This window comes from Streptomyces sp. NPDC048436, assembly GCF_043200355.1.
In the GTDB taxonomy this organism is placed as follows: Bacteria; Actinomycetota; Actinomycetes; order Streptomycetales; family Streptomycetaceae; genus Streptomyces.
This window is the reverse complement of sequence record NZ_JBICXP010000004.1, coordinates 753,175-778,287: the sequence shown is the minus strand read 5'-3', so window position 1 is coordinate 778,287 and position 25,113 is coordinate 753,175. Positions and strand designations below refer to the sequence as shown.

Below are 25,113 nucleotides of genomic sequence, written 5' to 3'. Positions count from 1 at the left end.
CTCCTCGCCGAACCTGTGTACGTGTGTGTACGTCCCATTGCCCATTGCGCAGGTCTAAGACTGCCATGCCCGGGCGATCCGGATCGCATCGGAGGGGGTGGCGGGGGTCACGCGGGGACGCGTGATCCGGCGAGGTTCTCGATCATGCGGCGGGCGCTGGGACCGACGAGCGCGGCCCAGTCCTGAGGGGCCTCGCACATCCACTGGCCGACCAGGGTGGAGAAGCCCGGTACGGAGCGGGCCAGCGCGACCAGGCGCCGGTCGAAGCAGGCCGCTCCCTCCGGGGTGCGGACCAGCAGCGCGCCGGTGCGGTGCACCAGCTCGCGCACCCGTTCCTTGTCGTCGTTGGTGTCGCCGCCCGCCACCGCGCAGAGCACGGCGTCCAGGACGTCGGGCTCCCGCTCCTGGGTGAGCAGCACTTCCAGCAGCTCGGTACGCAGGGCGCGCGAGGCGTCGGTGCCGGGCGCTGCGACGGCCGCGGCGAGCGCGGCGCGTACCGGGGGCGGGCGGTCCCGCAGGAGGCCCACGGCCAGGGGGTGGAGGACGGCTCGGACCTCGGGCCCCTGCTCCAGGCGCAGGTCGAGGTAGGCGGCCACGTGCCCCGCGAGGTCGGGGCGCAGCTCGAGCACGTCGCGTACGAGATCGGCCACCCGCCGGGCGAGCCCCGGCGCCGTCACGTCGGCCAGGGCGCGCAGTACGTCTCCGGGCGCGGGGCCCGGGCCGTGCAGCCGGGTCCGGAAGGCGGCGATGACCGGCTCGGGGTGGGTGTCCAGGGCGGCGACGAGGGCGCTCGCGGGCAGGTGCGGGTCGCCGGCGGTGAAGTGCTTGAGGGCGGACGGCAGATGGCGGGCGCGGGTCTGCGGGTCGCGTACGAGGAGGGCGAGGGCGGCGCCGTGCAGGGCGCCGCCCTCGCCGGTGCGCGCAAGGAGGGTGAAGGCCGCGTACCGCAGGAGGGTGCGGTCGGCGTCGGTGGCGGCGTGCGGGGCGGCGCGCAGTCCGTAGGCGACGGCGGCGACATGGCGTGCGGGCCGCTCGTCGTGGACCCAGCGGTCGACGGCTCGGCAGATGGCGGAGGGCTCCTCCTCGGCGAGCGCGGCAAGCAGTTCGTCGGCGCGGGGGTGGACGCAGTCGACCAGGGCTTCGGTGAGGTCGTCGATGGCGCGGTGCCGGTGGGTGTGGAGGAGGGCCTGGGCCGCGGAGGCGACTGTGGCGTGGGGGGTGGCTTCGAGGGGGCGCTCGTCCGTGAACCAGCGGGTCAGGTGTGACTGCACTGTGGCGGGGTCGGCCGCCAGGAGCTCGGCCACCGCGTCCAGGCAGCGGGCCGGGCCGGGGCCGGGGCCGGGCGGGGCGTCGTGGATCACCGCGTCCCGCAGCAGGTCGAATCGGTCGCTTTCGGCGAGGGGCAGGCCGAGCCAGAACCCGGCGGGGTATCCGCCCTGCCGGGCCAGCTCTTTCAGTAGCCCGAGGTAGGGTCCCGCGTCGCCCACCCGGGAGAGGGTCTCCTCCAGGAGGCGACCGGCCCACCACAGTGCGTCCTCCTGGCCCCTGGCCTCCGGCCCGGCTTCGCTTCCTCCCGGGGGCCGGCTCTTCGCCGCTTCGCGGCAGGTTTCCCACCCACCCACCCGATCACCCCGCGTCCCACCGGCAGACGCCCCGGGCCCGCTGCCCGCCTTGCCGCGCAACGGTTGGGCATTCGCCGCTTCGCGGCAGGTTTCCCGCCCACCCACCCGATCACCCCGCGCCCCACCAGCAGACGCCCCAGACCCACCGACCTCGCAACCGCCCACCCGATTACCGCGCACCCCACCAACAGACACCCCAGATCCACCCCGCGCAGGACAGGACAGGTAGGCACAGCCCTCATCGCCGAGCCCCGGCCCCGGCCCCGGCCCCGCCAGCGGTACGCCACACTCCCCGAACCTCGCCAACCCCCGTAGCCGAGCCTCAAGTTCCCCCGCCCCCCGCTGCCGCCCCAGGAGCAGCAACGCCTGGATCACGGGGCCGATCCGGTGCCGGGGCACCGGCAGCGCGGTCTCCTGCGCCGGATCGCGGCGCCGGTGCCGATGGACCAGTGCCCCCAACGCCCCGTCCACATCCAGATGCATCCCCTGGATCCAGTCCGCCAGCTCCTCGTGCGCGAATCGGTAGCCCTCCCCCGCGGGAACCAGCAGCCCCTCGGTGAGCACCGCCGAGGCCCACTCGGTCCCCCACGGGAACACCTCCTCGAACGACGCCCGGTCCAGCTCCCCCTGCCCCGGACCCAGGCACCGCCGGGCAGCCTCATGCACCTGCCCCGACACCTTCGCCGCGAGCCGCCGCACCGCCGCGCCCCGGAGACCCTTCGCCGCAGCGAGGCGTACCGCCACCCGTAGGCACAGCACGTCCAAGTAGGCCTCGAAGATCTCCTCCCGGTCGGGGCGCCCCGGCAGCGGTTCCTCCGGCAGGGCCGCCCGCACCTCGGCGAGCAGCCGCAGCGCGAGCGGATGCCCTGCGTCGGCCGCGGCAAGGGCGCCGTCCGGGATGCCGTACCGGGCGCGGGCGATCCGTGCCTGCCGCTCGGGCAGCTCCCCAAGACGCACACACCCCGGCTGCAGCTCAGCGGGAAAGTGCGCCCCGGCCTGCTCCCAGTATTCCGGACGGCAGGCCACCACCAGCCGCGCCCCCGTCTCCCGCAGCCACCGGGCCGTACCCCCGCTCCACTCCGCGAGGCGGTGCGCGAGCACCGGCGGCATCTCCTCGGGTCCGTCGAGCAGCAGGAGCAACGGCCGCCCCTCGTCCCGCACAAGCCGCGCGACGCGCCCCGCCGAGATGTCCCCGAGCCCGCCGTCCGCCGCGGTGAGCACCTCCTGCGAAGCGGCCAGGATCCGCCCCGCCCGCTCCAGGGCCCGCTCCACCGCGTCCCCCACACCGGTGTCCGCGCCCTGGAGGTCGGCGCCGCGCAGCCACAGCGTGGGCGCCGGTTCGGCCCCGCGGGCCCGCCGTGCGGCGAGGGCTGCCAGTTCCGTCGTCCGGCCGGTGCCGGGGGCGCCGACCAGGCCGAGCACCTGCGCGGGCCCCGCCGCGAACTCCGCCAACTCCCGTGTCGTATCGGGGCGTTCGACCGGTTCGAGGAGGGCGGGGCGCGGCCCGTCGGAGCCCACCGATGTCGCCGTCAGATGCAGCGCGCCCGCGAGGTTGAGATCGAGGTCGTACGCCGGGACGGTCGCCGCGTTGCGGGCAAGGAGCTCGGCGAGCGGCCCGCCGGGGTCGGCGGCAGCGGCCTCCCGCAGCGGCACGGCGAACCCGGCCGCCCGGTGCTCGCCGTGCAGCGCGGTCCCGAGGACGGCGAGCACGGCACCGGAGGAGGCGTCGACGACCGGTCCTCCCGCGGCCCCTCCGCCGAGCCGCAGCGCGTCCGTGCCGTCGGTGCCGATGGCCAGCTCCATCGCGGCGTCGATCAGATGGAAGCGGTCGGTCGCGGTGTACGTCACCGGGGCGAGTCCAAGGACCCGCGCCTGGCGCCAGCCGCGCGCGGCGATACGGACGTACGCACCGACGGGAACGGTCTCGCGCACGGTGATGGGCGCAGGCCGCAGCCCGAGCCCCTCCGTGCGGACGAGGGCGAGGTCGGTTTCGGGGAGTGCCACCACGTCGGCGGCGGTCACCACGCAGACGCGCTCCCCCGCGGCGTGCAGCACCAGGCGCGCGAGGCCGTCGACCGCTTCATGGCTGGTGATCACCGTGCCGTGGTCGTCGGCGGCGAATCCCATCCCCCGCGGGCGCCCGGCCAGATCGCAGATCCGCACCAGGGCGTCGTCGAGCGCCGCCGGGTCGCCCTGTCCCGCCATGCCCGAACCTCCCCGCCACGCCCCGTCTTTCTGACGGTAGGTCGACGGTGATCAGCGGGACAGAACGCGTCGCGAACGCGCCCCCTTCCGCCCCCTCGGTTCACTCCGAGCGCCCGTCCGATGGGGTGAACCGGCGGGGTGCGGGGGATACATCTGAGGGATCAGGCGAACGAGAGATCAGGCGAAGACGGCCAGGCTCTTGGCCTTGCCCTTCAGCTCCTCGGCCAGGACCAGGAACTTGCCCTCGGCGTCGAAGACCGCGACGGGTCCGGCGCCCGCGTACTCACCCGGCATCTCTATCCGCACGCCGTTGAGCAGCAGCCGTGCCCGCCTCTCGTCCACGTCCCAGCGCGGGAACGCGGCACAAGCGGCGTCGGCCACGGGCATCACCGTCAGCTCCTCCTGGAGCTGGTCGATGGTCCTGGCCGTGTCCAGCTTGTACGGCCCGACGCGGGTGCGCCGCAGCGCCGTCAGATGGCCGCCGACCCCGAGGTCCGCGCCGAGGTCACGGGCGAGGGCGCGGATGTATGTCCCCGACGAGCAGACCACCGACACGACCAGGTCGAGAACGGGGGTGCCGTCATCGGCGACGGCGTCCCTGACGTCGTACACCGTGAAGGCGGAGATCTTCACCGGGCGGGCCGGGATCTCGAAGTCCTCGCCCTCGCGGGCACGCGCGTAGGACCGCTTGCCGTCGATCTTGATGGCGCTGACCTTCGACGGCACCTGCATGATGTCGCCGGAGAGCTTGGCGATGCCCGCGTCGATGGCGTCCCGCTTGATCGCCGATGCGTCCGCCGACGAGGTGAGCTCGCCCTCGGCGTCGTCCGTGACCGTGTTCTGGCCGAGCCGGATCGTGCCGAGATACTCCTTCTCCGTCAGCGCGAGATGGCCGAGGAGTTTGGTCGCCCGCTCGACGCCGAGGACGAGGACGCCCGTCGCCATCGGGTCGAGGGTGCCCGCGTGGCCGACGCGGCGGGTCTTGGCGATCCCGCGCATCTTGGCGACCACGTCATGCGAAGTGAAGCCGGACGGCTTGTCGACGATGACAAGGCCGTCCGGCGTCTTGTTGCCGGTGCTGCTCATGCGCGGGCGTCGCCGTCCGTTTCGTCTTCGTCTTCTACGTCGGACTCGTCCTCGGGCTTGCGGTACGGGTCGGCCCCGCCGGCGAACTCGGCGCCCGCGGACACCTCGCGCACCTTCTCGTCCGACTGCCGGGCCCTGTCGAGGAGGTCCTCGATGGCCTTGGCGTTGTCCGGCAGCGCGTCCGCCACGAAGGCGAGGCTCGGGGTGAACTTCACGCCCGCCGCCGCGCCGACCGCGGAACGCAGGACGCCCTTGGCGCTCTCCAGACCGGCGGCGGCAGCCGCGCGGTCCTCGTCGTCCCCGTAGACCGTGTAGAAGACGGTCGCCTCCCGCAGGTCACCCGTGACCCGGGTGTCCGTGATGGTCACATGCGTACCGAGCCGCGGGTCCTTGATCCCGCGCTGCAGCTTCTTGGCAACCACCTCTCGAATGAGGTCCGCCAGCCTTTTCGCCCGCGCGTTGTCGGCCACTGCCCGTCTCCTTCTTCGCCTTGCTGTGCAATCAGTCTTCGTCGCTGTGGAGCCTGCGTCGAACGGAGAGCAGCTCCACCTCGGGACGGGCGGCGACCAGGCGCTCGCACCGGTCCAGTACGTCGGTGAGGTGCCCCGTCTCCCCTGCGACCAGCGCCAGGCCGATCTCGGCCCTGCGGTGGAGGTCCTGGTTGCCGGTCTCCGCCACACTCACCGCGTACTTGCGCTGGAGTTCGGCGACGATCGGACGGACGACGGAGCGTTTCTCCTTCAGCGAGTGAACGTCGCCGAGGAGCAGATCGAAGGACAGTGTCCCCACATACATGTAAGTCCGGATGTCCCGCCGGTTCGGGTTCGTGCCCCGCCAACCGCTTGGCAGGGACACAAGAACCGTACACGGAACGGCCGGGGCCGATCGAAGGGATTTACGTCCCTTCGACCGGCCCCGACAAGAGCTGCGGTGATCAGCCTCGCGGCTTCTCGCGCATCTCGTACGTCGCGATGACGTCGTCGATCTTGATGTCGTTGAAGTTGCCGAGGTTGATACCGCCCTCGAACCCTTCGCGGAGCTCCGTGACGTCGTCCTTGAAGCGGCGCAGACCGGAGATGTTGAGGCTCTCCGCGATGACCTTGCCGTCGCGGATGAGGCGCGCCTTGGTGTTGCGCTTGACCTCGCCCGACCGGACCAGGACACCGGCGATGTTGCCCAGCTTGGACGAGCGGAAGACCTCGCGGATCTCCGCCGTGCCGAGCTCGACCTCTTCGTACTCCGGCTTGAGCATGCCCTTGAGGGCCGCTTCGATCTCTTCGATCGCCTGGTAGATGACCGAGTAGTACCGGACGTCCACGCCTTCGCGCTCGGCCATCTGGGCGGCACGACCGGCCGCACGGACGTTGAAGCCGATCACGATCGCGTCGGAGCCGGTCGCCAGGTCGATGTCCGACTCGGTGACGGCACCCACGCCGCGGTGCAGGACGCGGATGTCGACCTCTTCGCCGACGTCGAGCTGGAGCAGCGAGGACTCGAGAGCCTCCACCGAACCGGACGCGTCGCCCTTGATGATGAGGTTGAGTTCCTGCACAAGACCGGCCTTGAGGGCCTCGTCCAGGTTCTCCAGGGAGAACCGAACACCCTTGCGGGCGAAGCGGACGTTGCGCTCACGGGCGGCACGCTTCTCGGCGATCTGACGGGCCGTACGGTCCTCGTCGACAACCAGGAAGTTGTCGCCGGCACCCGGCACGTTGGTGAGACCGAGGACGAGGACCGGAGTCGAGGGACCCGCCTCTTCCACGTTCTCGCCCTTGTCGTCGAGCATCGCGCGGACTCGGCCGTACGCGTCGCCGACCACCATCGTGTCGCCGACGCGGAGGGTACCGCGCTGGACGAGGACGGTCGCGACGGCGCCGCGGCCCTTGTCCAGGTGGGACTCGATCGCAATACCCTGCGCGTCCTGGTCCGGGTTGGCCCGCAGGTCGAGCGAGGCGTCCGCGGTCAGGACCACGGCCTCGAGGAGGGCTTCGATGTTCTCGCCCTGCTTGGCGGAGATGTCGACGAACATCGTGTCGCCGCCGTACTCCTCGGCCACCAGACCGAACTCGGTGAGCTGGCCGCGCACCTTGGTCGGGTCGGCACCTTCGACGTCAATCTTGTTGACCGCGACCACGATCGGCACGTCGGCCGCCTTGGCGTGGTTCAGCGCCTCGATCGTCTGCGGCATCACACCGTCGTTGGCCGCGACCACGAGGATCGCGATGTCGGTGGACTTCGCACCACGGGCACGCATGGCGGTGAACGCCTCGTGACCGGGGGTGTCGATGAAGGTGATGCGGCGGTCCTCGCCGTTGACCTCGGCACCGACCTGGTACGCACCGATGTGCTGCGTAATACCGCCGGCCTCGCCCGCAATGACGTTCGTCTTGCGGATCGCGTCCAGAAGTCGGGTCTTACCGTGGTCGACGTGACCCATGACGGTCACGACCGGCGGACGCGCGACGAGTGCTTCCTCGCCGCCCTCGTCCTCGCCGAACTCGATGTCGAAGGACTCGAGCAGCTCGCGGTCCTCCTCCTCGGGGCTGACGATCTCAAGGACGAAGTTCATCTCGTCCGCGAGCAGCTTCAGCGTCTCGTCCGGGACGGACTGCGTGGCAGTGACCATCTCGCCGAGGTTCATCATCACGCCGACGAGCGACGCCGGGTTGGCGTTGATCTTCTCGGCGAAGTCGGTCAGCGAGGCACCACGGGACAGGCGGACCGCCTGGCCGTTGCCGCGCGGCAGCATGACGCCGCCGACCGACGGAGCCTGCATCGACTCGTACTCCTGGCGCCTCTGCCGCTTCGACTTGCGACCACGACGCGCGGGACCGCCCGGACGGCCGAAGGCGCCCTGCGTGCCACCACGGGCGTTGGGACCACCCGGACGACCTGCGAAGCCGGGACGGCCACCGCCGCCACCGGGACGACCGGCGAAACCGCCGCCGCCACCACCGGGACCGCCGGGACGACCGGCGAAGCCGCCGCCACCGCCACCGGGACCGCTGGGACGACCCGCGAAGCCGCCGCCACCGGGACGACCGCCGCCGCCACCGGCACCGCCGGGACGACCGCCACCACCGGGACCACGGCCACCGCCGGGGCCACCACCGGGACGCGGTCCCGCAGCGGGACGCTGCGGCATCATGCCGGGGTTCGGACGGTTACCGCCTGCGCCGGGGGCACCGCCACCGGGACGCGGAGCGCCGCCCTGCGGGCGAGGCATGCCGCCGGGGCTGGGGCGAGCGCCGCCCTGACCCTGCGGACGAGGAGCACCCTGGCCGCCGCCCTGGCCCTGCGGGCGCGGGGCGCCGCCGGGACCGCCGGGGCCACCCTGGCCGCCAGGTCCACCGGGACCGGGGCGTGCGCCGCCCGGACGGGGCGACTGCGGGCGCGCCATGCCGGTGGAGCCACCAGAGGTGAAGGGGTTGTTGCCGGGACGCGGTCCTGCCGGACGGCCACCGGGGCGCGGAGCGCCACCCTGGCCCTGCGGACGCGGAGCGCCACCCTGACGGTCGCCACGGTCACTGCGACCGCCCTGACCCTGACCCTGGCCACCCTGGCCGGGGGCCGGACGGCTCGCGGGCTTCGGGGCACCCGGGCGAGCGCCCGGACGGGGGCCTGCCGGAGCCGAGGAGGCAGCCGGAGCGGCCGGCGGAGCGGTGAACTCCGGGGCGGCCGGTGCCGGGGAGGCCGGAGCCGGGGTGACCGGCGCGGCGGGGGCAGCCGGAGCTGCCGGTGCCGGCTTGGGCGTCGGCGGCTTGGGACCCGGGCGCGGGCCCGGGGCAGCCGGAGAGGCCGCGGGCTTCTCGGCCGCGGGCTGCTCAGCCGCGGCGGGCTTGGGCGCCGGCGGCTTGGGCGCGGCCGGACCCGGACGGGCGGCCTGCGCGGAAGAGGGGGATGCCGAGCCCGAGGGGGCCGGCGGCTTGGGGGCGGCCTGCTTGCGCGGCGCCCCGGGCTTGGCGGCGGCGGGCTTGCCGTTGCCACCACCCTGGTTCAATGCGTCAGTCAATTTGCGTACTACGGGCGCCTCGATCGTCGAGGACGCCGAACGTACGAATTCACCGAGTTCTTGGAGCTTGGCCATGACGACCTTGCTCTCTACGCCGAACTCCTTGGCGAGTTCGTATACCCGGACCTTAGCCACTTCGCTCCTTTTAGGTCCGGGTTACGCCGGACCGTCGCTACTTCATGGGCGTACTCATCGCGTGCTCATCGAGTGCTCATCGCAATCTCGACCTACTTCCAACTCGCGGAATACCAGGGCCGCGCGGGGTTCCGCGCGACCTTCCTTACGGTGTTGCCTGCTGGGCAACTGTCTCGACGACTCGGCGCAAGTCCGCCGTGTCGAGCGGGCCCGGGGCCTTGAGGGCCCTCGGGAACGCTCTGCGTCGGACCGCCAGGTCGAGACAGACCGGAACGGGGTGGATGTACGCACCCCGGCCGGGCAGCGTACCGCTTGGATCGGGGGCGCAAGCGCCCTCTTTCGCCACGATGCGCAGCAGATCGCTCTTGGCCGCTCGCTCCCGGCACCCCACACAGGTGCGTTCAGGGCATGCTCGGGCTTGCGTCCGGCCAGACACGATTAAGTCTACCTCCCCGCACCGACCTCACCCCTTCGGGGCAAAAATCGAACGGTTGTTGTCTTGATCAGGAGCCCGATCAGGCCTCTTCGGAGCCCTGCGGCTGCTCGGTGTCCGGACGGATGTCGATGCGCCAGCCCGTGAGCCGAGCGGCGAGGCGGGCGTTCTGGCCCTCCTTGCCGATGGCGAGGGAGAGCTGGTAGTCGGGCACCGTCACCCGGGCGGAACGGGCCGCGAAATCGACGACCTCCACCTTGCTGACCCGTGCCGGGGAGAGCGCGTGGGCGACCATCTCGGCCGGGTCCTCCGACCAGTCGACGATGTCGATCTTCTCGCCGTTGAGCTCGGCCATGACGTTGCGCACACGCTGGCCCATGGGACCGATGCAGGCGCCCTTGGCGTTGAGCCCGGAGCGGGTGGAACGGACCGCGATCTTGGACCGGTGACCGGCCTCGCGGGCGATGGCCGTGATCTCGACCGATCCGTCGGCGATCTCGGGCACCTCGAGCGCGAAGAGCTTCTTGACGAGGTTCGGGTGCGTACGGGACAGCGTGACCGAGGGGCCACGGACGCCCTTCGCCACCCGGACGACGTACGAACGAAGGCGCAGGCCGTGGGTGTAGTCCTCGCCCGGCACCTGCTCCTGCACCGGCAGGATGGCTTCGAGCTTGCCGATGTCGACGAGCACGTTCTTCGGGTCGCGGCCCTGCTGGACCACGCCCGTGACGATGTCGCCCTCGCGGCCCGCGTACTCGCCGAGGGTCGCGTCGTCCTGGGCGTCGCGCAGGCGCTGCAGGATGACCTGCTTGGCGGTCGTCGCGGCGATGCGGCCGAAGTCGGAGGGGGTGTCGTCGAACTCCTTGGCCTCCTGGCCCTCTTCGAGGTCGGCCGGGTCCTCCGTCGCCCACACCGTCACGTGGCCGCTCTCGCGGTCCAGCTTCACGCGGGCGCGACGGAAGCTGCCCTCGGTGCGGTGGTAGGCGATGAGGAGGGCCGACTCGATCGCTTCGACCAGCAGGTCGAAGGAGATCTCCTTCTCCCGGACCAGACCCCGCAGGGCACTCATGTCGATGTCCACGGCTACGCCTCCTCTTCCTTCTTGTCCTTGCGGTTGAACTCGACCTCGACGCGCGCCTTGGCGATCGCGTCGAAGGTGAGCCTGCGGGCGGTGGGCTTGCGCCCCTTCACGCCCGGTACTTCAAGATCCATGCCTTCGTCGTCCACCGTGAGGATGCGGGCGATCAGCTCGTCGCCGCCCTCCGTCAGCTGGAACCTCACAAGGCGGCCGACGGCGCGCAGATAGTGGCGGTGCTCCGTCAGCGAGCGCTCGGCGCCCGGGGAGCCGACTTCGAGGGTGTACTCCCCCTCGCCCATCGCGTCGCTCTCGTCGAGCTTCTCGGAGATCTCGCGGCTGATCTCAGCGATCTGATCCAGGTCCACGCCGTCGTCGGAGTCGATCACGACTCGCAGCACACGCTTACGTCCGACCGAGGCCACTTCGATCTCTTCGAGATCCAGTTCCTTCGAGCTGACGAGCGGTTCCAGCAGTTCTCGCAGCCTCTCGCTCTGGGTGGTGCTCATCCGGGTGACTCCTCGGCCGCGTGTGCTGTTGTGGGATCGTTCGCGTGTCAGGTCAAAGGGTATCCGGTCCCGAGGGGTGTTGCCGCCGCCGGAGGGCCGCCGTCCGGCCGTCAACCGTCCTCCGCCCACCCTCCACCGAGCCGCTCACGCGTACGAGGGCAGGCCGCAGGTACGGTGATCACCGGGCTCGCGCCCGGCTCGCCCACCTTCTGACTGCCTGCCTTTCTGGCCTTCCTGCCGAGGACGTCTGCCGTGCCGTCGTATCCCACCTCCCCGTACGCCCCCTCGTACGCCCGCTCGGGGCCGCGCCGGAGGACTCTGCTGACCGGGGCCGCCGCGACGGCCGGGGCCGTGCTGCTCTCGGGCTGCTCGGATCCCGCCTCTTCCGATGACGAGCGTTCGTCCGCCGCCGATCGGCTGCGCGCGGGTGCAGCCCGGGACAGCGGTGAGCTGCTCGGCCGGTACGACGCCGTCCTCGCCGCGCACCCTTCGCTGGCCGGACGGCTCGATCCGCTGCGGGCGGAGGTGAAGCGGCACAAGACGGCGTTCGCGGCCGGGCTCCCCGCCCCCTCCGCCTCTCCGTCGACTGCCCCCTCGGTGCCCTCGGTGCCCAAGGACGAGAAGGACGCCGTGCGCGAGCTTGCCAAGGCCGAGCGGGAGCTGGCCGGGCGGCGCGGGAGCGCGCTGCTCGACGCGCCCGGTGAGCTGGCGAGGCTCCTCGCATCGGTGGCGGCCGCGGGCGCCGCGCACGCGTTTCTGCTGACGGAGGGCGACAAGTGAGCGATTCCGAGGACGAGTTGAAGGCGGTGCAGGCCGCGCTCGGTGCCGAGCACGCGGCTGTGTACGGCTACGGGGTCGTCGGCGGCCGGACCGGCGAGGGCCGCAGGGCGGAGGCGCGCACGGCGTACGACGCGCATCGCGCACGGCGCGACGAGCTCCAGCGCGCCGTTCGGGACCTCGGCGGCGAGCCGGAGGCCTCGGCGGCGGCGTACGCGCTGCCGTTCGCGGTGCCGGACTCCGCGGCGGCCGTGCGGCTCGCGACCGAGCTGGAGGAGCGGGTCGCCGGGGTCTACGCGGATCTCGTACGGGCCTCCACGGGCGCCCGGCGCAAGAGCGCCGCCGAGGCGCTCCGTGAGGCGGCGGTACGTGCGGCGCGGTGGCGCGGCGGGAGCGTAACCTTCCCTGGGCTCGCCGAGCGGTCCGCCGGGGCGGCCTCCGAGCCGCCCAAGGCGTAGCCAGTCCGGGAGCCGGTCCGGGATCCAGGAAGTTCAGGAAGGAACAACGCGCGCATGGCATTCGAACCGCCCCAGCGTCTCGTCACCGCACTCGGTGAGACGACGCAGGACGGCGACGACTGGCTTCAGAAGCTGCCCGCGGCAGCCGAACAGGCCGTCGCTCTGCGCGAGTTGACCGTCGAGCGGGTCCACATGCCCGGCGGACGCAGCGGCCTCGTCGTCATGGTGCGCCTGCCGGACGGCACGCCCGCGGTGCTGAAGCTGGTGCCGCCGAGGTCGCGCCCCGAGAGCGAGCGGGCCGCGCTCGCGCACTGGGACGGTTTCGGCGCGGTGCGGCTCCTGGACCCGTCCGCCGCGGACGGCGCCCTTCTGCTGGAGCGGCTGCACCGCGATGTGTCGGTACGTTCGCTGCCCGAGGCCAAGGCCCTGCTCGAAGCGGCGGGCACGCTGCGCCGCCTGTGGGTCCAGCCGCCGCCGGGGCACCGCTTCGAGACGGTCGCCGAGCGGACGGGACGGCAGGCCGACGCGATGCGGGCGTCCGCCGACGCGGAGGTCACGCCGCTGGTCGACGCGGCGCTCGCCGCCAGGGACGAGCTGCTCACCGGGGACGCGGAGGTCCGGCTGCTGCACGGCACGTTCCGGCAGAGCAAGGTCCTTCAGGGTGACCGGGTGCCGTGGCTGGCCGTGGGGCCCGATCCGGTGGTGGGCGAGTGTGCCTTCGACCTGGCGCGGCTCGTGCGTGACCGCGTCGAGGATCTGATCGCCTCGCCCTCGGGGGCCGCGATCACCCGCCGCCGGGTGAAGAAGCTGGCCGAGTCGCTGGACGTGGACCAGGAGCGGCTGCGGGGCTGGACGTTGTTCCGTGCGGTGGAGTCCGGGGTACGGGCACGGCGCGTGGGGCGGGAGCAGGATGCGGAGCTGCTGCTGGAGTTCGCGGGGTGGCTTTAGCTGGCGGGGGCGCCTTGCTTGCCGTCGTCACCGGCTCCGCCGAGTTCGTCCTCAAACGCCGGACGGGCTATATCCAGCCCGGCCGGCGTTTGAGGCCATCTTTGTCCCGAGCCGAACTCAGGCTGTCAGACGCGCAACAGCCTCAGCCACCGTCAGCTCCTCGCGCTCCCCGGTGCGGCGGTCCTTCAGCTCCAGGACGCCCTCGGCGGACCGGCGGCCCGCGACCAGGATCTGCGGCACACCGATCAGCTCCGAGTCCGTGAACTTCACGCCGGGCGAGACGCCTGCCCTGTCGTCGACCAGGACCCGTACGCCCGCCGCGTTCAGCTGCTCGGCGACGTCGAGGGCCAGCTCCGTCTGGAGCGCCTTGCCCGCGGCCACCACGTGGACGTCGGCCGGGGCGATCTCGCGGGGCCAGCACAGGCCCTTGTCGTCCGCCGTCTGCTCGGCGAGCGCCGCCACCGCGCGGGAGACGCCGATGCCGTACGAACCCATGGTCACGCGGACCGGCTTGCCCTGCTGGCCGAGGACGTCCAGCTGGAAGGCGTCGGCGAACTTGCGGCCCAGCTGGAAGATGTGGCCGATCTCGATGGCGCGGTCCAGCTTCAGGCCGGTGCCGCACTTGGGGCAGGGGTCGCCCTCCTGGACGACGACGACGTCGAGGTAGTCGTCGACCTCGAAGTCACGGCCCGCGACGACGTTCTTCGCGTGCGTGCCGACCTTGTTGGCGCCGGTGATCCAGGCCGTGCCGGCGGACACCCGCGGGTCGGCGATGTAGCGGACCTTCCCAAGACCCTGCGGGCCGACGTATCCGCGTACGAGATCGTCGCGACCTTCGAAGTCCTCGGCCGTCACCAGCTCCACGACGGCGGGCGCCAGGTGCTCGCCGAGCTTGTCGAGGTCGACCTCGCGGTCGCCGGGGACACCGACGGCGACGATCTCGCCGTCGACCTTGACCAGGAGGTTCTTCAGGGTCGCCGAGGCCGGGACGCCGAGGTGCGCGGCGAGCGTCTCGATGGTCGGGGTGTCGGGGGTGTCGAGCTCCTCGACGGGCCCGTGCGCCGATGCGTCGACGGCTTCCTTGGCGACGAAGGAGACAGCCTCGGTGTTGGCCGCGTAGTCGCACGCGGGGCAGTCCACGAAGGTGTCCTCACCGGCCGGCGCGGGCGCCAGGAACTCCTCGGATGCCGAGCCGCCCATCGCGCCGGAGACGGCGGAGACGATGCGGTGGTCGAGGCCGAGGCGCTCGAAGATCCGGATGTAGGCGGCGCGGTGCAGGGCGTAGGACTCGGCGAGGCCCTCGTCCGTGGTGTCGAAGGAGTACGAGTCCTTCATCTGGAACTCACGGCCGCGCAGCACACCGGCGCGGGGGCGGGCCTCGTCGCGGTACTTCGTCTGGATCTGGTAGAGGATCACCGGCAGGTCCTTGTAGGACGAGCACTGGTCCTTGACGATCTGGGTGAAGATCTCCTCGTGCGTGGGGCCGAGGAGGTAGTCGGCGCCCTTGCGGTCCTTGAGGCGGAAGAGCAGGTCGCCGTACTCGTCGTAGCGGCCCGTCACGTCGTACGACTCCTTGGGCAGGAGCGCGGGCAGGAGGACTTCCTGGGCGCCGATGGCGTCCATCTCCTCGCGGACGACGTGGGTGATGTTCTCCAGGACCTTCTTGCCGAGCGGCAGCCAGGACCAGATGCCGGCGGCGGTGCGGCGTACGTAACCGGCCCGGACGAGGAGCTTGTGGTTGAGCGTCTCGGCGTCCGCCGGGTCGTCGCGCAGTGTCTTGATCATCAATCGGGACATGCGCTGGACCTGGGCCATGGTGAACTCCTGCGGAAGGGGGTCCCCCCTGCTCCGGCGGAGCCGAAAGCTTGGGGGAGGTGATGGCAGGAGGTTAACCGGGGCGCGGGCGCGGGCGGAAATCGGTCAGGCGCCGGGCCGCCGCAGCGGCAGGGGTGCGCCCATCACCGCGTACGGCTTCGGGGCGCTGGGGAAGAGGACTCTGCGGGCCAGGTCGGCGTATCCGAGGGAGCGGTAGAGACCGCGTGCCGGGCTCTCGACGTCGATCGCGGAGAGGATCGAGCGGGGCTGTACGACGGCGTCCGTGATGGTGGTGATGAGGGTGCGGCCGACGCCTCGGTTCTGGTGGCCCGGCTGCACATGGAGCTCGGTGATCACGAAGGAGTCGTCGAGCCAGCCGTCCATGCCCTCGTCCCGCAGATACGGCTCGACGACCGTGGACCACCAGTGGGCGCGGTCGTTGGGCATCCCGTAGACGAAGCCGACGAGCCGTCCCTCGGGGGTGGTGGCGCCCAGCGCGCGGGCGCCTGGGTAGGTGATGTGCCGCAGCACGATCTGCCGCCGCACGGCCACCTCGTCGTCGCTGAGCCCGAAGGCGTGGGCCTGCACCCGCAGCGCTTCGTCCACGTGCGTGGCGAGGTCCAGCGGCCCGATCACGACGTCGTCAGTCATGCGCCGAACTTTAACTCGCGAAGGCGCGTACGAACTCGCGAAGGCGCGTACGTGAGGAGCGCGGTGCGAGGCGTGGGGGAGCTAGAACAGGACGCTCATGAACGCCCCGACCTCCTGGAACCCCACCCGTCGGTACGCCGACCTCGCCGCGGTGTTGAAGTCGTTGACGTAGAGGCTGACGACGGGGGCGATGTCCTCCAGGGCGTAGCGCAGGACGGCGGCCATGCCTGGTGCCGCGTAGCCCTGTCCCCGGTACTCGGGGGCCACCCAGACGCCCTGCACCTGGCAGGCGTGCGTTGTGGCTGCGCCGATCTCGGCCTTGAAGATGACCTTGCCGTCTCCGTCGAGGCGGGCGAACGAGCGTCCGGCGGCGACGAGTTCGGCGACCCGCGCCTGGTAGAGCAGGCCGCCGTCACCGGCGAGCGGCGAGATGCCGACTTCTTCGGTGAACATCGCCACACACGCGGGCATGATCGTCTCCATCTCGTCCTTGCGGACGCGACGGACGCGGGGATCGGGGGCGATGTCACGTGGGAGTCGGTCGGTGACCATCAGGGGCTGCTGGGTGCGGACCTCGCGGGCGGGGCCCCAGGACGGTTCGAGCAGCCGCCACAGCTGGGCGGTGGGTTCGGCGGGGCCGACGATGGAGGAGCAGCGGCGGCCTGCCCTGCGGGCGCGGTCCGCGAAGGCGCGGATCGCTCGCGGGGTCGCGCAGATCGGGACGAGGTTGGCGCCCGCGTAGCAGAGGGACTCCAGCATTCCGTCCTGGTACCAGCCCCACATCTCGCCGCCGAGCCGCCACGGGTCGAGGCCCGCGACCCGGACCCGGGAGGTCACGAAGGCGTTGGCCACCGGCTCACGGTCGAGCACGGCGAGCGCGGCGTCCAGGTCACTCGGTTCGAGGACCCTGGTGGTGGTCTGAGTCAACACGTGCGGGGGCCTCACCATACGGTCTGCTAGATCCCCGAACTGTACCTGGCGGGGGCGCCTTGTGCGGGGTGCCTTCTGTCCCCCGGGGTTCCTCGCCGCGGGCGGGCGCGCCTGGCTTGGGCTGAGGCCTTTTCGCCGCGGGGGCTCCTCGCCGCGGGCGGGTGCGGCCTCGCTTGGGCTGCGGCCATTCCGCCGCGGGGGCTCCTCGCCGCGGGCGGGTGCGGCCTGGCGGGGCCCTGGCATTTTCGGCGCTGGGGCTCCTCGCCGCGGGCGAGTGCGGCCTCGCTTGGGCCGAGGCCATTTCGCCGCGGGGGCTCCTCGCCGCGGGCGGGCGCGGCCTGGCGGGGGCCTGGCCTTTTCGGCGCTGGGGCTCCTCGCCGCGGGCGAGTGCGGCCTCGCTTGGGCTGAGGCCATTTCGCCGCTTCGCGGCGGGGTTTCCCGCCCACCCGCCCGATTGCCCCGCATCACCCCGCGCCGTGGGGCGGGGCTGTCTCTGTGGGCTCTCGGCGGGCTCCCCCGCCCGGCTGCCCCGGGGTAATCGGGTGGGTGGGCGGGAGACATCCGCCGCGCAGCGGCGGTTCAGGGCAGAGGCAAGCCGCAGGCGGAGGCAAGGGCGAGGCGGCCACAGGCGCTGGCGGGCGCAGGCAAAGGCGAGGCGAGCCGCAGGCGACGGCGGGCCGCGAAAGCGGAGGCGAAGGCGAGGCGGGCCGCAGGCAAAGGGAGGTAGGACCAGGCGTAGGCGGAAACAGGCGTACGAAGGCCCCGTCACCGGGGCGGTGGCGGGGCCTTCGTGGGAGGGTCAGCCGGCGATGGCGACCGTCGGCTCCCCGGAGGGGATTCCGTCCTTCTCCATCTGCTCAGCGATCTTCATCGCCTCTTCGATGAGCGTCTCCACAATCTTCGACTCGGGCACGGTCTTGATGACCTCGCCCTTGACGAAGATCTGCCCCTTGCCGTTGCCGGAAGCGACACCGAGGTCGGCCTCACGGGCCTCGCCGGGGCCGTTCACGACGCAGCCCATGACGGCGACACGCAGCGGCACCTCCATGCCGTCGAGCCCCGCCGTGACCTCTTCGGCCAGCTTGTAGACGTCGACCTGGGCACGGCCGCAGGACGGGCAGGAGACGATCTCCAGGCGGCGCTGCTTGAGGTTCAGCGACTCCAGGATCTGCATGCCGACCTTGATCTCCTCGACCGGCGGGGCCGAGAGGGAGACGCGGATGGTGTCGCCGATGCCCTCGCTCAGCAGCGCACCGAAGGCGACCGCCGACTTGATCGTGCCCTGGAAAGCCGGTCCTGCCTCGGTCACACCGAGGTGCAGCGGATAGTCGCACGCCGCCGCGAGCTGGCGGTAGGCGTTGACCATGACCACCGGGTCGTTGTGCTTCACCGAGATCTTGATGTCCCGGAAGCCGTGCTCCTCGAAGAGCGACGCCTCCCAGAGCGCAGATTCGACCAACGCCTCCGGAGTGGCCTTCCCGTACTTCTTGAGAAGACGCGCGTCCAGCGAACCCGCGTTGACGCCGATCCGGATCGGGGTGCCGGAGTCGTTCGCGGCGCGCGCGATCTCCTTCACCTTGTCGTCGAACTGCTTGATGTTGCCGGGGTTCACACGCACCGCCGCGCAACCGGCGTCGATCGCCGCGAACACGTACTTCGGCTGGAAGTGGATGTCGGCGATCACCGGGATCTGCGACTTCCGCGCGATCGTCGCAAGCGCGTCCGCGTCATCCTGCGTAGGACAGGCGACCCGCACGATCTGGCAGCCGGACGCCGTCAGTTCGGCGATCTGCTGCAGCGTCGCCCCGATGTCGGACGTACGCGTCGTCGTCATCGACTGCACCGACACAGGTGCGTCCCCGCCGACGGCGACCGTACCGACCTGGATCTTGCGGCTGACCCGGCGGTCGGCGAGCTTGGTCGGTACGGACGGGATTCCGAGAGAAACGGCAGTCATCTGGCGTGCATCCCCAAGGTGTGGATCAAGGTCCCGAGATCGGCGGGCTCCAGGCTTCGAGATTACGGCACCCCACCGGGGCCGGGCACATCCCGCCCCCAACTCCACCCAATGGTGGGCGACCGGACACATAGAGTGCCCGGCCGCCGCAAACTTCGCGTTACTAGGAGATTCTTACCGGATTAACCACATCGGCGATCAGGACGAGGATCGTGAAGCAGATGAAGATCCCGGCCACCACATAGGCGACGGGCATCAGCTTCGCGACGTCGAAGGGGCCCGGATCGGGCCGCTTCAGGAGCTTCGCCGCCTTGCGCCGCACGGACTCCCACAGGGCGCCCGCGATATGACCGCCGTCGAGCGGCAGCAGCGGCAGCATGTTGAACAGGAACAGCGAGAGGTTGAAGCCCGCCACCAGGAACAGCATCATCGCGATCTGGTTCTCCGGCGGGATGTCGAGCGTGAAGACCTCGCCGCCCACGCGGGCCGCGCCGACGACGCCCATCGGGGAGTCCTGCTTGCGGTCGCCGTCCCCGAAGGCCGCGTCCCACAGGTCGGGGATCTTGGACGGCAGCGCGATGAGCGACTGGACACCGTTCTCCATCATGTCGCCCATGCGGTTCACGGAGTCGCCGAAGCCCTGCTGGACGATGCCGGTGGCGGGAGTGAAGCCGAGGAAGCCCGCGTCGACGTACTCGCCCTCCACATAGCCGCCGTCGCCGTTGGTCTTGCTGACCTGGTTCTTGATCAGGGTGGCGTGCAGGTCGACCTGCTTGCCATCGCGCTCGACCGTGATGGTGGCCGGGCCGATGGTGTCGCGGATCTTCGTCTGGAGCGCGGACCAGTCGTCGACGGGCTTGCCCTGGAAGGCCACGATCTTGTCGCCGAGCTTCAGGCCCGCCGCCTTGGCGGGCGCGACCGTGTCGCCCTTCTCGCACTTCGTGCGGTTCTCGCTCTGCTGGATGACGCAGTCGGACACCTTGCCGACCGACGTCGTCTGCGTACTGATGCCGAAGGTCATCATCACGCCGAGGAAGATCGCGACGGCGAGGATCAGGTTCATGAACGGGCCCGCGAACATCACGATCACGCGCTTCCACGGCTTGCGCGTGTAGAAGAGCCGCGTCTCGTCGCCGGGCTTGAGCTCCTCGAACGCGGCGGACCGCGCGTCCTCGATCATGCCGCGCCACGGGGACGTGGACCGTGCCTCTATGCGGCCGTCCGGTCCTGGCGGGAACATGCCGATCATGCGGATGTAGCCGCCGAGGGGGATGGCCTTGACGCCGTACTCGGTGTCGCCCTTTTTGCGCGAGAAGATCGTCGGGCCGAAGCCGACCATGTACTGCGGTACGCGGATGCCGAACAGCTTGGCTGTCGACAGGTGCCCCAGCTCGTGCCAGGCGATCGAGAACAGCAGCCCGACCGCGAAGACGACTATGCCGAGGATCATCATCAAGGTCGTCATGCGCGGGCCTCCGCGGTCGCCTTCGCCGTCAGTTCACGGGCCCGGGCACGCGCCCAGGTCTCCGCTTCGAGGACGTCCGCGACGGTCAGGGAAGTTCCCGCGGACGGTGTGCCGTGTTCGGCGACGACCTCGGTGACGGTCTCCATGATCCCGTTGAAGGGCAGGGCGCCGTTCAAGAACGCGTCCACGCACTCCTCGTTGGCCGCATTGAACACTGCCGGGGCCGTGCCCGCGAGCTTCCCCACATGCCGGGCGAGCCCGACCGACGGGAAAGCGTCGTCGTCGAGGGGGAAGAACTCCCAGTTGGAGGCCTTCGTCCAGTCGAAGGCGGGGGCGGCGTCCGGCACGCGCTCGGGCCAGCCGATGCCGATGGCGATCGGGCCGCGCATGTCGGGCGGCGTGGCCTGGGCCAGCGTCGATCCGTCCGTGAACTCGACCATGGAGTGGACGTAGGACTGGGGGTGGACGACGACCTCGATGCGCTCGAAGGGGATGTCGTAGAGGAGGTGCGCCTCGATGACTTCCAGGCCCTTGTTGACGAGCGTCGCGGAGTTGACGGTGATGACCGGGCCCATGGCCCAGGTCGGGTGGGCGAGCGCGTCCTTCGGTGTGACGTCGGCGAGATCCGCCTTCGTACGTCCACGGAACGGGCCCCCGGAGGCCGTGACGACCAGCTTGCGCACATCGGCGCGGGTGCCCGAGGCGAGCGCCTGGAAGAGCGCGGCGTGCTCCGAGTCCACGGGGATGATCTGCCCCGGCTTGGCCAGCGCCTTCACCAGCGGGCCGCCGACGATCAACGACTCCTTGTTGGCGAGCGCGAGGGTGCGGCCCGCTTCGAGGGCGGCGAGGGTGGGCGCGAGGCCGATGGACCCGGTGATGCCGTTCAGGACCGTGTGGCACGCGGAAGCCGCGAGCTGCGTGGCCGCGTCGGGCCCGGCGAGGATCTCGGGCAGCGGCTCACCGCCGTACTGCCCCTTCAGCGCCTCGCGCAGCGCCGGTACGACGTCCTCGCGGGCCACGGCGACGGTCCGCACCCGCAGCTGCCTCGCCTGCTCGGCGAGCAGGCCGACACGGCCGCCGGCGGCGGAGAGCGCGGTGACGCGGAAGCGGCCGGGGTTGCGCAGGACGAGGTCGATGGCCTGGGTGCCGATCGACCCGGTGGAGCCGAGGATGACGATGTCCCGCGGTCCTTCGGCGACGACGGGGTCGAAGACGAGGTGCGGGTCGGCGAGGGGGGCTGGGCTGTCGCTCATCCCCCCATTCTTGCCTGGGCGGCTGTGCGAAGGGACACTGCGCCCCGATCCGGCCGGTCGGAATCGTGTTCCGGGGCGTTCCCGTGGGAGGGAACGCCCCGGAAGGCCCGTCAGCGGATCGGGCGGTGGACGTTCTCCCGTTGCGTCGGGCCCGGTGACGCGTCCGCGATCCACGGCCCCTCGCCGCTGGGGTCGACGACACCGGACTCCAGCCAGGTGTACGTACCGGACAGGACGCCCTTGACCACCTTGCGGTCGATGTCGTCCGTGTTCTTCCACAACCGGTCGAAGAGCTCGTCGACGCGGATGCGGGACTGGCGGCAGAACGTGTCGGCCAGCTGGTAGGCCTCGCGGCCGTGGTCTTCCGTGGTCCGCAGGAGTTCGGCGCGCACGCACGCCGCGCTCATCGCGAAGAGCTCCGCGCCGATGTCGACGACACGGCCCAGGAAGCCCTGCTTGGTCTCCATCTTCCCCTGCCAGCGCGACATGGCGTAGAAGGTGGAGCGCGCCAGCCTGCGGGCACTGCGTTCCACGTAGCGCAGGTGCGGGGAGAGGTCCGCGTGGCCCGCGGGGTGGAACTCGCCGTACGAGCGCGGGAGTTGGCCAGGACCCGTGACCAGTTTCGGCAGCCAGCGCGCGTAGAAGCCGCCTGCCCTCGCGCCCGCCTTCGCCTTGTCGGACAGGGACTTGTCCGGGTCGATCAGGTCGCCCGCCACCTTCAGGTGCGCGTCCACCGCCTCGCGGGCGATCAGCAGATGCATGATCTCCGTCGAGCCCTCGAAGATGCGGTTGATGCGCAGATCGCGCAGGACCTGTTCGGCCGGGACGGCGCGTTCGCCGCGGGCCGCGAGGGACTCGGCCGTCTCGAAGCCGCGGCCGCCGCGGATCTGCACCAGCTCGTCCGCCATCAGACAGCCCATCTCCGAGCCGTACAGCTTGGCGAGCGCCGCCTCGATGCGGATGTCGTTGCGGTCCTCGTCAGCCATCTGGGATGAGAGGTCGAGTACGGCCTCCAGGGCGAAGGTCGTGGCCGCGATGAAGGAGATCTTCGCGCCGACCGCCTCGTGGAACGCGACGGGCTTGCCCCACTGCTCCCGCGCCCCCGACCACTCACGCGCGATCTTCAGGCACCACTTGCCCGCGCCGACACACATCGCGGGCAGCGAGAGACGGCCGGTGTTGAGGGTCGTCAGGGCGATCTTCAGGCCCGCGCCCTCGGGGCCGATGCGGTGCGCCGCGGGGACGCGCACCTGGTGGAAGCGCGTCACGCCGTTCTCCAGGCCGCGCAGGCCCATGAAGGCGTTGCGGTTCTCGACCGTGATGCCCTCCGCGGCGGCCTCCACCACGAAGGCCGTGATGCCGCCCTTGTGTCCTTCGGACTTCGGTACGCGCGCCATGACGACCAGGAGGTCGGCGACGACGCCGTTCGTCGTCCACAGCTTCACGCCGTCCAGGACGTACGAGTCGCCGTCCGGGACGGCGGCCATCGCCATACGCGCCGGGTCCGAGCCGACGTCCGGCTCGGTCAGGAGGAAGGCGCTGATGTCCGTGCGGGCGCAGCGCGGCAGGAACTCGTCCTTCTGCTCCTGGGTGCCGAACTGCTTGAGGGGCTGCGGTACGCCGATCGACTGGTGGGCGGAGAGCAGCGCGCCGATCGACGGGTTCGCGGAGCCGACGAGGGCCAGGGCCTTGTTGTAGTAGACCTGGGTGAGGCCGAGCCCGCCGTACTTCGTGTCGATCTTCATGCCGAGCGCGCCGAGCTCCTTGAGGCCGTTGATCACCTCGTCGGGGATCTGCGCCTCGCGCTCGATGCGGGCCGAGTCGATCTTCGTCTCGCAGAAGTCCCGGAGTTTGGCGAGGAACTCCTCGCCGCGCCGGGCGTCCTCGTCGGGGGGCATGGGATGCGGGTGGATCAGGTCGAGCCGGAAGCGGCCGAGGAAGAGTTCCTTGGCGAAGCTCGGCTTGCGCCAGTCCTGCTCGCGTGCGGCCTCGGCGACCTGCCGGGCCTCGCGTTCGGTCACGGACGGCCCGGAAGGGGGTGTGGTTGGTGCGGGCATTGAGGAGCTCACCTCGCCGCGAAGGGGGGCCGATCGGCTCCGATTGACCCGATCTTGACCCGGTCGGTTACTGACTGGTGCTACTCGATCGTATGGATCGTGTGTACCCGATTCGTCCCGGGCCCACCAGTCCTCGCGCAGCGTTCGGCGCATCGCGTCCGCGCGCACGAGAACGGCCGGAGCCCCCGCACAGTGGGCTCCGGCCGTTCGGTTCGTGAACCGCCTAGAGGGCGAGGCCCGTCAGGACCATGACGCGCTCGTAGGTGTAGTCCTCCATCGCGAACCGCACGCCCTCGCGGCCCACGCCGGACTGCTTGACGCCGCCGTACGGCATCTGGTCGGCGCGGTAGGAGGGCGCGTCGCCGATGACGACACCGCCGACCTCAAGGGCGCGGTGGGCGCGGAAGGCGGTCTGCACGTCGTGCGTGAAGACGCCCGCCTGGAGGCCGTACTTGGAGTCGTTGACGGCGGCGAACGCCTCCGCCTCGCCGTTGACCTTCTTGAGGGTGAGGACCGGTCCGAAGACCTCCTCGCAGGCGATGGTCACATCGGCCGGTACGTCGGCGAGCACGGTCGGCGCGTACGCGGCGCCGTCCCGCTTGCCACCGGCGAGGAGCTGCGCGCCCGCCTGGACGGCCTCGTCGACCCAGGACTCCACGCGCTTTGCGGCGTCCTCGTTGACGAGCGGGCCGACGTCGGTCTTCGGGTCGGACGGGTCGCCGGTGACCTGGCCCTCGATGGCCTTGAGCACGCGCGGCACGAGCCGGTCGTACACGGACGCGTCGGCGATGACGCGCTGCACCGAGATGCAGGACTGGCCGCCCTGGTAGTTGGAGAAGGTCGCAATGCGCGAGGCGGCCCAGTCGAGGTCCTCGTCGGATGAGAAGTCGCCGAGGACGACCGCGGCGCCGTTTCCGCCGAGCTCCAGGGTGCAGTGCTTGCGCGGCACCGAGTCCAGGATCGCGTAGCCGACCTTGTCGGAGCCGGTGAAGGAGATGACGGGAAGGCGCTCGTCCTGGACCAGGGCGGGCATCTTGTCGTTCGCGACGGGGAACACGGACCAGGAACCGGCCGGCAGGTCGGTCTCGGCGAGCAGCTCGCCGATGACGAGTCCGGACAGGGGGGTCGCGGGCGCGGGCTTCAGGATGATCGGCGTACCGACGGCGATGGCCGGGGCGATCTTGTGCGCGCAGAGGTTCAGCGGGAAGTTGAACGGCGCGATGCCAAGGACGACGCCCTTGGAGAAGCGGCGGGTGAAGGCGAGGCGGCCCTGGCCGCCTGCGTCGGTGTCCAGGCGCTGGGCCTCGCCGCCGTTGAACCTGCGGGCTTCCTCCGCGGCGAACCGGAAGACGGAGACGGCACGGCCGACCTCGCCACGGGCCCACTTGATCGGCTTGCCGTTCTCGGCGGAGATGAGCTGGGCGATCTCCTCCGTGCGCTCGACGAGCCTGCGGCTCACGTGGTCGAGGGCCGCGGCCCGCACGTGCGCCGGGGTCGCGGCGAACTCGTCGCGCACGGCGTACGCGGCGGCCACGGCCTCCTCGACCTGGGCGTCGGTCGGGACGGCCGCCTTGCCGACGAGCCGCCCGTCCCAGGGCGAGTTGACGTCGAGCGTGGTCTCACCGGTGGTCTGGCGACCGGCGAGCCAGAAGGCGTGGATGGAAGTCATGTCGATTCCCGGCCCTTCCGCGAAGGTGTGTCTTGGGGGGTACGTTCCCCACCGTA

At 71.3% G+C, this 25,113-nt stretch carries 19 protein-coding genes; 3 read left to right on the top strand and 16 right to left on the bottom strand.

What is annotated here, in order from left to right:
- Nucleotides 1-107 precede the first annotated feature (107 nt).
- From ACGFX9_RS18345 to rimP, 8 genes are all read right to left on the bottom strand, one after another.
- The gene (locus ACGFX9_RS18345; RefSeq protein ID WP_393472344.1) at nucleotides 108-3,827 is read right to left on the bottom strand and encodes a trypsin-like peptidase domain-containing protein; all 3,720 of its coding nucleotides are present in this window, start codon (nucleotides 3,825-3,827) and stop codon (nucleotides 108-110) included.
- Nucleotides 3,828-4,004: 177 nt separating this feature from the next.
- Nucleotides 4,005-4,913, bottom strand: a complete 909-nt coding sequence (gene truB, locus ACGFX9_RS18340) for a tRNA pseudouridine(55) synthase TruB (protein ID WP_393472342.1) — start codon at nucleotides 4,911-4,913, stop codon at nucleotides 4,005-4,007.
- Entirely contained in the window at nucleotides 4,910-5,383 is a 474-nt protein-coding gene (rbfA, locus tag ACGFX9_RS18335; protein ID WP_393472339.1) for a 30S ribosome-binding factor RbfA, read from the bottom strand. Before rbfA ends, truB begins: the two co-directional genes overlap by 4 nt.
- A gap of 31 nt (nucleotides 5,384-5,414) precedes the next feature.
- On the bottom strand, nucleotides 5,415-5,708 hold the full coding sequence (locus ACGFX9_RS18330) for a DUF503 domain-containing protein (RefSeq protein WP_363310789.1): 294 nt from the start codon (nucleotides 5,706-5,708) through the stop codon (nucleotides 5,415-5,417).
- 139 nt (nucleotides 5,709-5,847) lie between these two features.
- Nucleotides 5,848-9,060, bottom strand: a complete 3,213-nt coding sequence (gene infB, locus ACGFX9_RS18325) for a translation initiation factor IF-2 (protein ID WP_393472336.1) — start codon at nucleotides 9,058-9,060, stop codon at nucleotides 5,848-5,850.
- A gap of 145 nt (nucleotides 9,061-9,205) precedes the next feature.
- Nucleotides 9,206-9,496, bottom strand: a complete 291-nt coding sequence (locus tag ACGFX9_RS18320; RefSeq protein WP_393472334.1) for a YlxR family protein — start codon at nucleotides 9,494-9,496, stop codon at nucleotides 9,206-9,208.
- Nucleotides 9,497-9,575: 79 nt separating this feature from the next.
- Complete coding sequence (gene nusA, locus ACGFX9_RS18315) at nucleotides 9,576-10,574, bottom strand: transcription termination factor NusA (protein WP_393472331.1); 999 nt, start codon at nucleotides 10,572-10,574, stop codon at nucleotides 9,576-9,578.
- 2 nt (nucleotides 10,575-10,576) lie between these two features.
- Nucleotides 10,577-11,077 carry a ribosome maturation factor RimP gene (gene rimP, locus ACGFX9_RS18310; protein WP_393472328.1) on the bottom strand — a complete coding sequence of 167 codons (501 nt, stop codon included), beginning with the start codon at nucleotides 11,075-11,077 and terminating at the stop codon, nucleotides 10,577-10,579.
- Nucleotides 11,078-11,329: 252 nt separating this feature from the next.
- On the opposite strand from rimP, the gene ACGFX9_RS18305 reads away from it, so the two are divergent.
- From ACGFX9_RS18305 to ACGFX9_RS18295, 3 genes are read left to right on the top strand one after another with little or no spacing between them, the layout of a single operon-like run.
- On the top strand, nucleotides 11,330-11,857 hold the full coding sequence (locus tag ACGFX9_RS18305) for a hypothetical protein (protein WP_393472325.1): 528 nt from the start codon (nucleotides 11,330-11,332) through the stop codon (nucleotides 11,855-11,857).
- Nucleotides 11,854-12,312, top strand: a complete 459-nt coding sequence (locus ACGFX9_RS18300) for a ferritin-like domain-containing protein (RefSeq protein WP_393472322.1) — start codon at nucleotides 11,854-11,856, stop codon at nucleotides 12,310-12,312. Before ACGFX9_RS18305 ends, ACGFX9_RS18300 begins: the two co-directional genes overlap by 4 nt.
- 54 nt (nucleotides 12,313-12,366) lie before the next feature.
- Entirely contained in the window at nucleotides 12,367-13,260 is an 894-nt protein-coding gene (locus ACGFX9_RS18295; protein ID WP_393472319.1) for an aminoglycoside phosphotransferase family protein, read from the top strand.
- Between the two features lie 117 nt (nucleotides 13,261-13,377).
- Here the strand turns inward: ACGFX9_RS18295 and ACGFX9_RS18290 are convergent, their stop codons facing one another.
- From ACGFX9_RS18290 to ACGFX9_RS18255, 8 genes are all read right to left on the bottom strand, one after another.
- Nucleotides 13,378-15,075 carry a proline--tRNA ligase gene (locus ACGFX9_RS18290; RefSeq protein WP_393472316.1) on the bottom strand — a complete coding sequence of 566 codons (1,698 nt, stop codon included), beginning with the start codon at nucleotides 15,073-15,075 and terminating at the stop codon, nucleotides 13,378-13,380.
- Between the two features lie 105 nt (nucleotides 15,076-15,180).
- Nucleotides 15,181-15,726: a GNAT family N-acetyltransferase gene (locus ACGFX9_RS18285; protein ID WP_393472313.1), complete on the bottom strand. Its 546-nt coding sequence runs from the start codon at nucleotides 15,724-15,726 to the stop codon at nucleotides 15,181-15,183.
- Between the two features lie 81 nt (nucleotides 15,727-15,807).
- Nucleotides 15,808-16,656, bottom strand: a complete 849-nt coding sequence (locus ACGFX9_RS18280; RefSeq protein WP_393472309.1) for a GNAT family N-acetyltransferase — start codon at nucleotides 16,654-16,656, stop codon at nucleotides 15,808-15,810.
- A gap of 799 nt (nucleotides 16,657-17,455) precedes the next feature.
- Nucleotides 17,456-18,613, bottom strand: coding sequence for a flavodoxin-dependent (E)-4-hydroxy-3-methylbut-2-enyl-diphosphate synthase (gene ispG, locus ACGFX9_RS18275; RefSeq protein ID WP_393472306.1), 1,158 nt, complete (start codon nucleotides 18,611-18,613; stop codon nucleotides 17,456-17,458).
- A gap of 163 nt (nucleotides 18,614-18,776) precedes the next feature.
- Nucleotides 18,777-20,078 (bottom strand): M50 family metallopeptidase, encoded by a 1,302-nt coding sequence (locus ACGFX9_RS18270; protein ID WP_393472304.1) that lies wholly within the window; start codon nucleotides 20,076-20,078, stop codon nucleotides 18,777-18,779.
- A complete protein-coding gene (gene dxr / locus ACGFX9_RS18265; protein ID WP_393472301.1) occupies nucleotides 20,075-21,331 on the bottom strand; it encodes a 1-deoxy-D-xylulose-5-phosphate reductoisomerase in 1,257 nt (418 codons plus the stop codon). The genes ACGFX9_RS18270 and dxr overlap by 4 nt, the downstream gene beginning before the upstream one ends.
- Before the next feature lie 110 nt (nucleotides 21,332-21,441).
- Nucleotides 21,442-23,388 carry an acyl-CoA dehydrogenase family protein gene (locus ACGFX9_RS18260; protein ID WP_393472298.1) on the bottom strand — a complete coding sequence of 649 codons (1,947 nt, stop codon included), beginning with the start codon at nucleotides 23,386-23,388 and terminating at the stop codon, nucleotides 21,442-21,444.
- Between the two features lie 223 nt (nucleotides 23,389-23,611).
- Nucleotides 23,612-25,057: an aldehyde dehydrogenase family protein gene (locus ACGFX9_RS18255; RefSeq protein ID WP_393472296.1), complete on the bottom strand. Its 1,446-nt coding sequence runs from the start codon at nucleotides 25,055-25,057 to the stop codon at nucleotides 23,612-23,614.
- Nucleotides 25,058-25,113: the final 56 nt, after the last annotated feature.

Excerpts from the sequence above, each read along its gene's own strand:
- truB (WP_393472342.1), bottom strand. The coding sequence starts at position 4,913 with ATGAGCAGCACCGGCAACAAGACGCCGGACGGCCTTGTCATCGTCGAC.
- rimP (WP_393472328.1), bottom strand. The coding sequence starts at position 11,077 with ATGAGCACCACCCAGAGCGAGAGGCTGCGAGAACTGCTGGAACCGCTC.
- ACGFX9_RS18330 (WP_363310789.1), bottom strand. The coding sequence starts at position 5,708 with ATGTATGTGGGGACACTGTCCTTCGATCTGCTCCTCGGCGACGTTCAC.
- dxr (WP_393472301.1), bottom strand. The coding sequence starts at position 21,331 with ATGAGCGACAGCCCAGCCCCCCTCGCCGACCCGCACCTCGTCTTCGAC.
- ACGFX9_RS18270 (WP_393472304.1), bottom strand. The coding sequence starts at position 20,078 with ATGACGACCTTGATGATGATCCTCGGCATAGTCGTCTTCGCGGTCGGG.
- ACGFX9_RS18285 (WP_393472313.1), bottom strand. The coding sequence starts at position 15,726 with ATGACTGACGACGTCGTGATCGGGCCGCTGGACCTCGCCACGCACGTG.
- ACGFX9_RS18295 (WP_393472319.1), top strand. The coding sequence starts at position 12,367 with ATGGCATTCGAACCGCCCCAGCGTCTCGTCACCGCACTCGGTGAGACG.
- ACGFX9_RS18255 (WP_393472296.1), bottom strand. The coding sequence starts at position 25,057 with ATGACTTCCATCCACGCCTTCTGGCTCGCCGGTCGCCAGACCACCGGT.
- ispG (WP_393472306.1), bottom strand. The coding sequence starts at position 18,613 with ATGACTGCCGTTTCTCTCGGAATCCCGTCCGTACCGACCAAGCTCGCC.
- ACGFX9_RS18260 (WP_393472298.1), bottom strand. The coding sequence starts at position 23,388 with ATGCCCGCACCAACCACACCCCCTTCCGGGCCGTCCGTGACCGAACGC.
- ACGFX9_RS18345 (WP_393472344.1), bottom strand. The coding sequence starts at position 3,827 with ATGGCGGGACAGGGCGACCCGGCGGCGCTCGACGACGCCCTGGTGCGG.
- ACGFX9_RS18290 (WP_393472316.1), bottom strand. The coding sequence starts at position 15,075 with ATGGCCCAGGTCCAGCGCATGTCCCGATTGATGATCAAGACACTGCGC.